Genomic DNA, 9,960 nt, shown 5'->3' on the forward strand with positions numbered 1-9,960 from the left:
CCGCTCACCGTGTTGACGTGCGCACCGACCCGTCCTGCGCGCTGTCTTGACGAACCGTCACCGTTGACCAAGCCTGGTCAAGTACCCTCAGCCAGGAGGTCAACGGTGACCGAGCAGCCGTCCCACGCCCGCGGCGGTACCGAGGTCCCGCTGCTCTCCGAGACCATCGGCGAGCGGCTGGACCACGCCGCCGCGGTGTTCCCCGACCGCGAGGCCCTGGTCGACGTGCCCACCGGCCGGCGCTGGACGTACGCCGCGCTGGCCCGGGACGTCGACCGCCTCGCCCGCGGCCTGCGGGCCCGGGGGGTGGCCAAGGGCGACCGGGTCGGCATCTGGGCCGCCAACTGCCCGGAGTGGGTCCTGGTCCAGTACGCCACCGCCCGGCTCGGCGCCGTCCTGGTCACCGTCAACCCGGCCTACCGGACCCACGAGCTCGCCTACGCGCTGAACCGCTCCGGGGTCTCACTGCTGGTCGCCCTGGCCGACGACCGCGGCCCAGGACGGGGCACCGGCTGCGGCGGCGACCAGCACGGGATGGTCGCCGAGATCCGCGAGCGCTGTCCGCAGCTGCGCGAGACCCTGTGGATCGGCGAGGGCCCCTGGCACCGGCCGGACGACCCCGACGGCGCCTTCCCCCGGCTGCACCCCGACGAGCCGATCAACATCCAGTACACCTCGGGCACCACCGGCTTCCCCAAGGGCGCCACCCTCTCGCACCGCAACATCCTCAACAACGGCCACTGCGTCGGCGCCCTGCTCGGCTACACCGAACAGGACCGGATCTGCGTCCCGGTGCCGTTCTACCACTGCTTCGGCATGGTCCTGGGCAACCTGGCGGCGCTCTCCCACGGCGCCTGCGTGGTGATCCCCGCCCGCTCCTTCGACCCCGCCGCCACCCTGCGCGCCGTCGCCGCCGAGCGGGCCACCGCGCTGTACGGCGTGCCGACCATGTTCATCGCCGAACTCGCCCTGCCGGACTTCGCCGAGCACGACCTCTCCTCGCTGCGCACCGGCCTGATGGGCGGCTCGCCCTGCCCGGTCGAGGTGATGAAGCGGGTGCAGGGCGACCTCGGCATGACCGAGGTCGCCATCGCGTACGGGATGACCGAGACCTCGCCCGTCTCCACCCTGACCCGGCGCGACGACGACCTGGAGCACCGCACCGGAACGGTCGGCCGGGTGCTGCCGCACGTCGAGGTCAAGGTGGCCGACCCCGCCGACGGCCGGGTGCTGCCCCGCGGCGCGGTCGGCGAGCTGTGCACCCGCGGTTACTCGGTGATGCTCGGCTACTGGGACGAACCGGAACGGACGGCCGAGGTGGTCGACCGGGACGGCTGGATGCACACCGGCGACCTGGCCGTGATGCGGCCGGACGGCTACCTGTCCGTGGTGGGCCGGATCAAGGACATGATCATCCGGGGCGGGGAGAACATCTACCCCCGCGAGATCGAGGAGTACCTGCACACCCACCCCGCCGTCGCGGACGCCCAGGTGGTCGGGGTGCCGGACGAGCACTACGGCGAGGAGGTCTTCGCCTTCGTGGTGCTGCGCGACCCGGCCGGCGGGACCGGTCCCGCGGAACTGACGGAGTTCTGCCGGGCCGGCATCGCCCGGTTCAAGGCGCCCCGGCACATCCGGGTGGTGGACGCGTTCCCGATGACGGTGAGCGGCAAGGTCAGGAAGACCGAGCTGCGCGAACTGGCGGCCCGGGAACTCGGTCGGTGAGGGCCGCCCGGCCGCGGGCACCGCACCGTGTTCGACCGCCGCCCCGACGGTCATCTAACCTGGTGACGTGCTCATACTCGTCAGCCGTCGCCACGTGGACCTGCTCCGCGTCACGAGTATGTCCTGTCGACGCTCCGGCTGATCTCCCCCTCCTTCCCTGCCCTCGGGGCACACCACCCTCCCCCGGCCCCGCCGCACCCGCCCCATCCGGCGCTCGGCGGCCGCGTTCCCGGACACCTCCGGGCACCGCCGGGGCATCGACCACAGCGGATGTCACCCATGACACAGCAGTCCCAGACCACCGGTCTCCCCGTGATCGACCTGTCCCTCGCCGACGGGACCGACCACGACCGCACCCGCCTGCACGACGCACTCCGCTCGGCCGCCACGGACGTCGGTTTCTTCCAGCTGACCGGTCACGGCATATCCCCGGACGAGACCAAGGCCCTGACCACCGCGATGCGGGCCTTCTTCGACCTCCCCGAGGCCGACCGGCTGGCCGTGAGCAACCTCAACTCCCCGCACTTCCGCGGCTACACCCGCACCGGCGACGAACGCACCGGCGGCAGCCAGGACTGGCGCGACCAGCTGGACATCGGCGCCGAACTCCCGCCGCACGTCCCCGGCCCCGGCGACCAGCCGTACTGGTGGCTGGAGGGCCCCAACCAGTGGCCCGAGGCCCTGCCCGAGCTGCGCACCGCCGCCCTCAGCTGGATCGACCGGCTCGGCGCCGTGGCCCACCGGCTGCTGCACGAGCTGCTCACCTCGATCGGCGCCCGGCCCGACTTCTACGACGACGCCTTCGCCGGGCACCCGCATCTGCGGCTGAAGCTGGTCCGCTACCCGGGCACCGCACCGGACGGCGCCGGGCAGGGCGTCGGCACGCACAAGGACTACGGCTTCATCACCCTGCTGCTGCAGGACACCGTGGGCGGGCTGCAGGTCGAGCGGCCGGACGGCTCCTTCCTGGAAGTGCCGCCGATGGAGGGCGCCTTCGTGGTCAACCTCGGCGAGCTGCTGGAGGTCGCCACCGACGGCTACCTCAAGGCAACCAGCCACCGCGTGGTCAGCCCGGCCGGGGCCCGCGAACGGTTCTCGGTGCCGTTCTTCTACAACCCCCGGCTGGACGCCCACATCGAACCGCTGGACTTCCCGCACGCCCACCACGCGCCCGGGGCCACCCAGGACCCGTCCAACCCGCTGTTCGCCGAGTTCGGCCGCAACGAGCTCAAGGGCTACCTGCGCGCCCACCCCGAGGTGACCAGGCGGCACCACACCGAGCTGCTCCCGCTCGCCGGCGCCTGAGCCCGGGAGCGCGCCCTCCGCTCCACCACCGCGTCCCGGTCCCCGCGAGGGGGGCCGGGGCGCGTCCGCATGCCCGGAGCCCGGCCGGACGGGGACGGGACGGACGGGCCGGACGGGCCGGACGGGCCGGTGCCGGGGTGCCGGTCGCCGTGGGCGGTGTTATCAGTGGGAGTGGCCCGCAGCGCACCGCCGGCGCCCGTCCGGCGGCCCGCCGGGCCGCTCGCGGGGACGACCGCCGTCCCGGCGCACGAGGATCGGTGAGACGGCATGGACGACTACCCGCTGCTGAACCTGTTCTGGACGATGCTGTGGTTCTTCCTCTGGATCATGTGGTTCTTCCTGCTCTTCAAGATCATCACGGACATCTTCCGCAGCCACGACCTGGGCGGCTGGGGCAAGGCCGGCTGGCTGATCCTGGTGCTGATCCTGCCGTTCCTCGGCGTCTTCGTTTACCTGATCGCCCGCGGCCAGAAGATGGGCGAACGCGACCTCCAGGACGCGCAGAAGCGCGAGGCCGCCCTCCAGGACTACATCCGCCAGACCGCCGGGACCACCGACGGCGGGAAGGGCGGCGGTACGGGCGGCGGCGGCAAGGCCGACGAACTCGCCAAACTCGCCGAACTCAAGCGCAGCGGCGACCTCAGCCCGGAGGAGTTCGAGCAGGCCAAGGCCCGGCTGCTGGCCTGACACCGGAACACCTGCCGCTTCACCCGAACGGCCCTACGGGCGGCCGGGGAATGTGCCACCGCACATCCCCCGGCCGCCCTTCGCGTACCCGGCGGGGCTCACCACTCGCGCCAGCGGTCCGTGATCTCGTACCGGCCGAGCCCGTGCCGCCCGGCCAGCGCCCCGACGTCCACACCGGCCCCGGCGAGCGACGCGTCGATGTAGTCGCAGAGCCGCTCGCGCTCGTCGGTCTCGTACCCGCCGCCGTGCTCGTCGTTGACCGCGTTGAGCGCGAGCACCACGCGTTCGACCGCGCCGAGCACCTGCCCGTCGGAGGGACCGGCCCACCCTCCCAGCTCGGCCTCGAAGGCGGCGAGCACCTCGTCGGTGCGGGACAGCAGGGAGTCGGGGAAGAGCTGCGACACGTACGCCTCGGCGGGGTCGAGCGTCCCCGCGGCAAGGGCGCGGGCCTCCCGCGCGAGGCCTTCGCGCCAGTGAACGGTGGGTCTGTCAGCCATGCCCGGAATGTAGCGGCGGGCACCGACAGCGGCGCTGCGCGGCTGCTGGACCGGCGGCGACGCGCGGTGTCACACTGCTGCTGTCACAGCGCCGCTGCATCACCCTCCCTAGGACCGACCATGACGGCCACACCGGCCACACCCCCGGCCTCGCCCCCGGCCTCGCCGCCGCACCTGACCGTGGACGAACTCGCCGCCCGGGCCGGGGTGACCGTCCGGACGCTGCGGTTCTACAGTGCGAAGGGGCTGCTGCCGCCGCCGGAGCTCGGGCCCCGCCGGGTCGGGCACTACGGGCCGGAGCACCTCGGGCGGCTGGAACTGATCGAGGAACTCCAGCGGCAGGGGCTGACCCTGGCGGCGATCGAACGCTACCTGGCCCAGCTGCCCGAGGACATCAGTTCGCTCGACCTCGCCATCCACCGGGCCCTGGTGGCCTCCTGGACACCGGAGGCCGCCGAGGAGGCCACCCGGGCGCAGGTCGAACGGCGGGCCGGGCGGGCGCTGACCGACGCCGACCTCGACCGGCTGACCGCGATGGGGGCGCTGCACCGCACCGGGCAGCCGGAGGTCTTCAAGGTCGACCCCGGGCTGCTGCCGCTCGGGGTGCGGGTGCTGGACGTGCCGATTCCGCTGGAGACGCTGGTGGCGGCGCGGGCGGTGGTGCGGCTGCACAGCCGGGCGACCGCGCACGACCTGCAGCGGCTGTTCCGCGAGACGGTGTGGAAGCCGTACCGGGAGAGCGGTCCGCCGGCGGCGGAGCTGGAGCGGATGAAGACGCTCACCGACCAGATCCAGCCGATGGTGGTGCAGGCCCTGGTGACGGCCTTCCAGCGCTCGCTCGCGGAGGAGCTGGCGGCCCAGCGCACAACGGACTGAGGCGGCAAACCCCAGGGGCGCGAGGAACTGCGCGAGGCGGGAGGCCACCCACCTGCCACCCCGACACCGACCCCGGCCGCGGCACGGCGAGGGTTGACGTTCGCGCAGTTCCCCGCGCCCCCAAGAAACAGGACGCGCCCCCGCGCCCTCAAAGATGGGCGGGGTGGGGCTCAGTCGGTGAAGGTGCGGCCCTCGGTGGACATCTGGTCGAGGAGGGCGGGGGGCTGGAAGCGGTCGCCGTAGGTGGCGGCGAGTTCGCGGGCGCGGGCGGTGAAGCCGGGGAGGCCGCCGCGGTAGCCGTTGATGTACTGGAGGACGCCGCCGGTCCAGGCGGGGAAGCCGATGCCCAGGATGGAGCCGATGTTGGCGTCGGCGACCGAGGTGAGGACGGACTCCTCCAGGCAGCGGACCGAGTCGAGGGCCTCGGCGAAGAGCATCCGCTCCTTCATGTCCTCGAACGGGATCTCGGTGCCGGGCCGGGTGAAGTGTTCCCGCAGTCCGGGCCAGAGGCGGGTGCGGCGTCCGTCCTGGTAGTCGTAGAAGCCGGCGCCGCCGCTGCGGCCGGGGCGGTCGAACTCGTCGAGCATCCGGTCCATGACGGTGTCGGCGGGGTGCGGGGCCCAGCTGCCGCCGGCGTCCTCGACGGCGCGGCGGGCCTCGTTGCGGATCTTGCGGGGCAGGGTGAGGGTGAGCTCGTCCAGCAGCGAGAGCACCTTGGCCGGGTAGCCGGCCTGGGCGGCGGCCTGTTCGACCGAGACCGGGTCGAGGCCCTCGGCGACCATCGCCACGCCCTCGTTGATGAACTGGCCGATCACCCGGGAGGTGAAGAAGCCGCGGGAGTCGTTGACCACGATGGGGGTCTTGTTGATCTGGCGGACCAGGTCGAAGGCGCGGGCCAGCGCCTCGTCGCCGGTCTGCGGACCGCGGATGATCTCCACCAGCGGCATCTTGTCGACCGGCGAGAAGAAGTGCAGGCCGATGAAGTCGGCGGTGCGGGTGACCCCTTCGGCGAGCAGGCCGATCGGGAGGGTGGAGGTGTTGGAGCAGAGCAGGGCGTCCGGGGCGACGACGTCCTGGACCTCCTGGAAGACCTTGTGCTTGAGCTCGGGGTTCTCGAAGACCGCCTCGATCACGGTGTCGCAGCCGGCCAGGTCGGCGGCGGCGGCGGTCGGGGTGATCCGGGCGAGCAGTTCCTCGCGCTGCGCGGGGGTCGTGCGGCCGCGGGCCACGGCCTTGTCCAGCAGCCCGGCCGAGTAGGCCTTGCCGCGCTCGGCGGCCTCCAGGGTGACGTCCTTGAGCAGGACCTGGATCCCGGCCCTGGCGCAGGAGTACGCGATGCCGGCGCCCATCATGCCGGCGCCCAGGACGGCGACCTTCGCGGCGGTCCGGGGTTCGACGCCCTTGGGCCGGCCCGCGCCGGAGTTGACGGCCTGCAGGTCGAAGAAGAAGGCCTGGATCATGTTCTTGGAGATCTGGCCGCAGGCCAGCTCGGTGAAGTAGCGGGCCTCGATCACCATCGCGGTGTCGACGTCGACCTGGGCGCTCTCGACGGCGGCGGCCAGGATGTTGCGGGGGGCCGGGTAGTCGGCGCCGGCCAGCTGCTTGCGCAGGTTGGCCGGGAAGGCCGGGAGGTTGGCGGCGAAGGCGGGGGTGCTGGGGGTGCCGCCGGGGATCTTGTAGCCCTTGGCGTCCCAGGGCTGGGCGGACTCCGGGTTGGCGTCGACGAAGGCGCGCGCCTTGGCGAGCATCTCCTCGGTGGTGGCGGCGAGTTCGTGCACCAGGCCGTTCTCCAGCGCCTGGGCCGGGCGGTACTGGCGGCCCTGCAGCAGGACCTTGAGCAGCGCGTCGGTGATGCCCATCATCCGGACCGTGCGGACCACTCCGCCGCCGCCGGGGAGCAGGCCGAGGGTGACCTCGGGCAGGCCGATCTTGCTGCCGGGGGCCTCCAGGGCGACCCGGTGGTGGCAGGCGAGGGCGATCTCCAGGCCGCCGCCGAGGGCGGCGCCGTTGATCGCGGCGACCACGGGCCGGCCGAGGGTCTCCAGGCGGCGAAGGGCGCGCTTGATCCGCATCGAGTTGGCGAACACCTGCTCGGCGTCCTCGGGCCGGGCGGCGGAGATCAGCCGCAGGTCGCCGCCGGCGAAGAAGGTCTTCTTGGCCGAGGTGATGATGACGCCGCGCAGGTCCTCGGTGGCCGCCAGCCGTTCGACCGTGGCCTCCAGGGCGTCGGTGAAGGCGGCGTTCATGGTGTTGGCGGACTGGGCGGGGTCGTCGAGGACGAGGGTGACCACACCGTCCTGGTCCTGCTCCCAGCGGATGGCAGTCGTGTTGCTCATGGAAACGTGTCTCCCGGGAGTCAGATGCGCTCGATGACGGTGGCGACGCCCATGCCGCCGCCGACGCAGAGGGTGGCCAGGCCGTAGCGCAGGTCGCGGCGCTCCAGCTCGTCGATCAGGGTGCCGATCAGCATGGCGCCGGTGGCGCCCAGCGGGTGGCCGAGGGCGATGGCGCCGCCGTTGACGTTCACCTGGTCGTGGCGGAAGCCGAGTTCGCGGATGAAGCGCAGGGCGACGGCGGCGAAGGCCTCGTTGATCTCGACCAGGTCGATGTCGTCGGCGGTCAGACCGGCCTTGGCCAGGGCCTTGCGGGTGGCGGGGGCCGGGCCGGTGAGCATGATGGTGGGCTCGGAGCCGGAGACGGCGGCGGAGACGATCCGGGCGCGCGGGCGCAGCCCGTACCGTTCGCCGATCTCGCGGGAGCCGATCGCGACCAGGGCGGCGCCGTCGACGATGCCGGAGGAGTTGCCGGCGTGGTGGACGTGGTCGATGGACTCGACCCAGTGGTACTTCTGCAGGGCGACCGCGTCGAAGCCGCCGGCCTCGCCGATGCCGGCGAAGGAGGGCTTGAGGCCGGCCAGGGTCTCCACCGTGGTGCCGGGGCGGATGAACTCGTCGCGCTCCAGGACGACCAGGCCGTTGCGGTCCTTGACCGGCACCACCGAGCGGTCGAAGTGGCCGTCGGCCTGGGCCTTGGCGGCGCGGGCCTGGGACTCGGCGGCGAAGGCGTCCACATCGGTGCGGGACAGTCCTTCGAGGGTGGCGATCAGGTCGGCGCCGATGCCCTGCGGGACGAAGCCGGTCTCGAAGCTGGTCATCGGGTCCATCGCCCAGGCGCCGCCGTCGGAGCCCATCTTGACCCGGGACATCGACTCGACGCCGCCGGCCAGGATGAGGTCCTCCCAGCCGGAGCGGACCTTGGCGGCGGCCAGGTTGACGGCCTCCAGGCCGGAGGCGCAGAACCGGTTCTCCTGGACGCCGGCGACGGTGTCCGGCAGGCCGGCCGCGATGGCGGCGATCCGGGCGATGTCGGAGCCTTGGTCGCCGATCGGGCTGACCACGCCGAGCACGATGTCGTCGATCGCGGCCGGGTCCAACGTCGGGAACCGGGCCTGGAGTTCGTGGATCAGACCGACCATCAGGTCGATCGGCTTGGTGCCGTGCAGCGAGCCGTTGGCCTTGCCTCGGCCGCGTGGGGTGCGGATAGCGTCGTAGACGTACGCTTCGGTGGTCACGGTGGGTGCCTTTCCGGGAAGTGGCCGGTCGGAGGGGTCCGGTGCGAGGGGTCTGGTGCCGTGTCAGGCGAGGAGGGAGCGGCCGATGATCTCCTTCATGATCTCGGTGGTGCCCCCGTAGATGGTCTGGATCCGGCCGTCGGTGAACGCCCGGGCGACCGGGAACTCGCTCATGTAGCCGTAGCCGCCGTGCAGTTGCAGGCAGCGGTCGGCGGTGCGCTTGTGCAGTTCGGTGGCCCACCACTTGGCCATCGAGGCGTCCACCGGGGTGAGGGCGTAGCGGTTGTGCTCGGTGATGCAGCGGTCGACGAAGGTCCGGGTGACGGCGCACTCGGTGGCCAGTTCGGCGATCTCGAAGCGGATGTGCTGGAGCTTGGCCAGCGGCCGGCCGAAGGCGGTGCGCTGCTTGACGTACTCGGTGGTGAGCTCGACCAGGTGCTCGGCGCCGGCGATGGCGGCGACCGCGATGGCGAGGCGTTCCTGGGCGAGGTTGCGCATCAGGTACAGGAAGCCCTGGTTCTCCTCTCCGAGCAGGTTCTCCTTGGGGACGCGGACGTCGGTGAAGAACAGCTCGGCGGTGTCCTGGGACTTCTGGCCGATCTTGTCGAGGTTGCGGCCGCGCTCGAAGCCCGCCGTGCCGCGCTCGACCACCAGCAGGCTCAGCCCGTGCGCGCCGCCCTCCGGGGTGGTCCGGGCGACCACCACGACCAGGTCGGACAGGATGCCGTTGGAGATGAAGGTCTTGCTGCCGTTGAGCAGGTAGTGGTCGCCCCGGTCGACCGCCGAGGTCCGGATGGACTGCAGGTCCGAGCCGGTGCCGGGTTCGGTCATCGCGATGGCGGTGATCAGCTCGCCGCTGCAGAACCCGGGCAGCCAGCGCCGCTTCTGCTCGTCGGTGGCCAGCGAGGTCAGGTACGGGCCGATGATGTCGTTGTGCAGGCCGATCGCCAGTCCGCTCACCCCGGCGCGGGTGAACTCCTCGGCCAGCACCGCCGCGTGGCGGAAGTCGGGGGTGCCGCCGCCGCCGTACTCGGCGGGGACGGCCATGCCGAGCAGGCCCTGCCGGCCGGCCGCGAGCCAGGCGCCGCGGTCGACGATGCCGTCCTTCTCCCAGCGCTCGTAGTGCGGCAGCACCTCCTTGGCCAGGAAGGCCTTGACGGTCTCCCGGAACGCCTCGTGCTCCTCGGTGTAGAGCTCTCGTTGCACCTGGGTCGGTCCTCTCGGGGATGCTGCCGGGTCAGGGGTGGGGCCGGGTCAGGGGGTGGCGGCCTGGCCGGGGGCGCTGTCGGGGGCGAGGGC

General features: G+C 72.5%; 8 protein-coding genes. 4 read left to right on the forward strand and 4 right to left on the reverse strand.

Features of this window, described 5'->3' with window-relative positions; all coding sequences use genetic code 11:
- The first annotated feature begins 105 nt into the window (after nt 1-105).
- From AA75_RS41470 to AA75_RS41480, 3 genes are all read left to right on the forward strand, one after another.
- Nucleotides 106-1,725 (forward strand): AMP-binding protein, encoded by a 1,620-nt coding sequence (locus AA75_RS41470; RefSeq protein WP_033825688.1) that lies wholly within the window; start codon nt 106-108, stop codon nt 1,723-1,725.
- A 279-nt stretch (nt 1,726-2,004) separates the two neighbouring features.
- A complete protein-coding gene (locus AA75_RS41475) occupies nt 2,005-3,030 on the forward strand; it encodes an isopenicillin N synthase family oxygenase (RefSeq protein WP_033825689.1) in 1,026 nt (341 codons plus the stop codon).
- Between the two features lie 267 nt (nt 3,031-3,297).
- Nucleotides 3,298-3,717, forward strand: coding sequence for an SHOCT domain-containing protein (locus tag AA75_RS41480; RefSeq protein WP_033825690.1), 420 nt, complete (start codon nt 3,298-3,300; stop codon nt 3,715-3,717).
- Nucleotides 3,718-3,815: 98 nt separating this feature from the next.
- Here the strand turns inward: AA75_RS41480 and AA75_RS41485 are convergent, their stop codons facing one another.
- Entirely contained in the window at nt 3,816-4,214 is a 399-nt protein-coding gene (locus AA75_RS41485; protein WP_033825691.1) for a hypothetical protein, read from the reverse strand.
- A 120-nt stretch (nt 4,215-4,334) separates the two neighbouring features.
- Between AA75_RS41485 and AA75_RS41490 the strand changes: the two genes are divergently transcribed.
- Entirely contained in the window at nt 4,335-5,090 is a 756-nt protein-coding gene (locus AA75_RS41490) for a MerR family transcriptional regulator (RefSeq protein WP_051814327.1), read from the forward strand.
- Between the two features lie 170 nt (nt 5,091-5,260).
- On the opposite strand, the gene AA75_RS41495 is transcribed toward AA75_RS41490, so the two are convergent.
- The 3 genes from AA75_RS41495 to AA75_RS41505 all read right to left on the reverse strand — a co-directional run bounded on the left by AA75_RS41495 (nt 5,261) and on the right by AA75_RS41505 (nt 9,867).
- Entirely contained in the window at nt 5,261-7,426 is a 2,166-nt protein-coding gene (locus tag AA75_RS41495; protein WP_033825692.1) for a 3-hydroxyacyl-CoA dehydrogenase NAD-binding domain-containing protein, read from the reverse strand.
- Between the two features lie 20 nt (nt 7,427-7,446).
- Nucleotides 7,447-8,661, reverse strand: coding sequence for an acetyl-CoA C-acetyltransferase (locus AA75_RS41500; protein WP_033825693.1), 1,215 nt, complete (start codon nt 8,659-8,661; stop codon nt 7,447-7,449).
- 63 nt (nt 8,662-8,724) lie between these two features.
- Nucleotides 8,725-9,867 (reverse strand): acyl-CoA dehydrogenase family protein, encoded by a 1,143-nt coding sequence (locus AA75_RS41505; protein WP_033825694.1) that lies wholly within the window; start codon nt 9,865-9,867, stop codon nt 8,725-8,727.
- Between the last annotated feature and the right edge of the window lie 93 nt (nt 9,868-9,960).

The sequence above is a fragment of the Kitasatospora sp. MBT63 genome (assembly GCF_000710465.2).
Taxonomy (GTDB): Bacteria; Actinomycetota; Actinomycetes; order Streptomycetales; family Streptomycetaceae; genus Kitasatospora.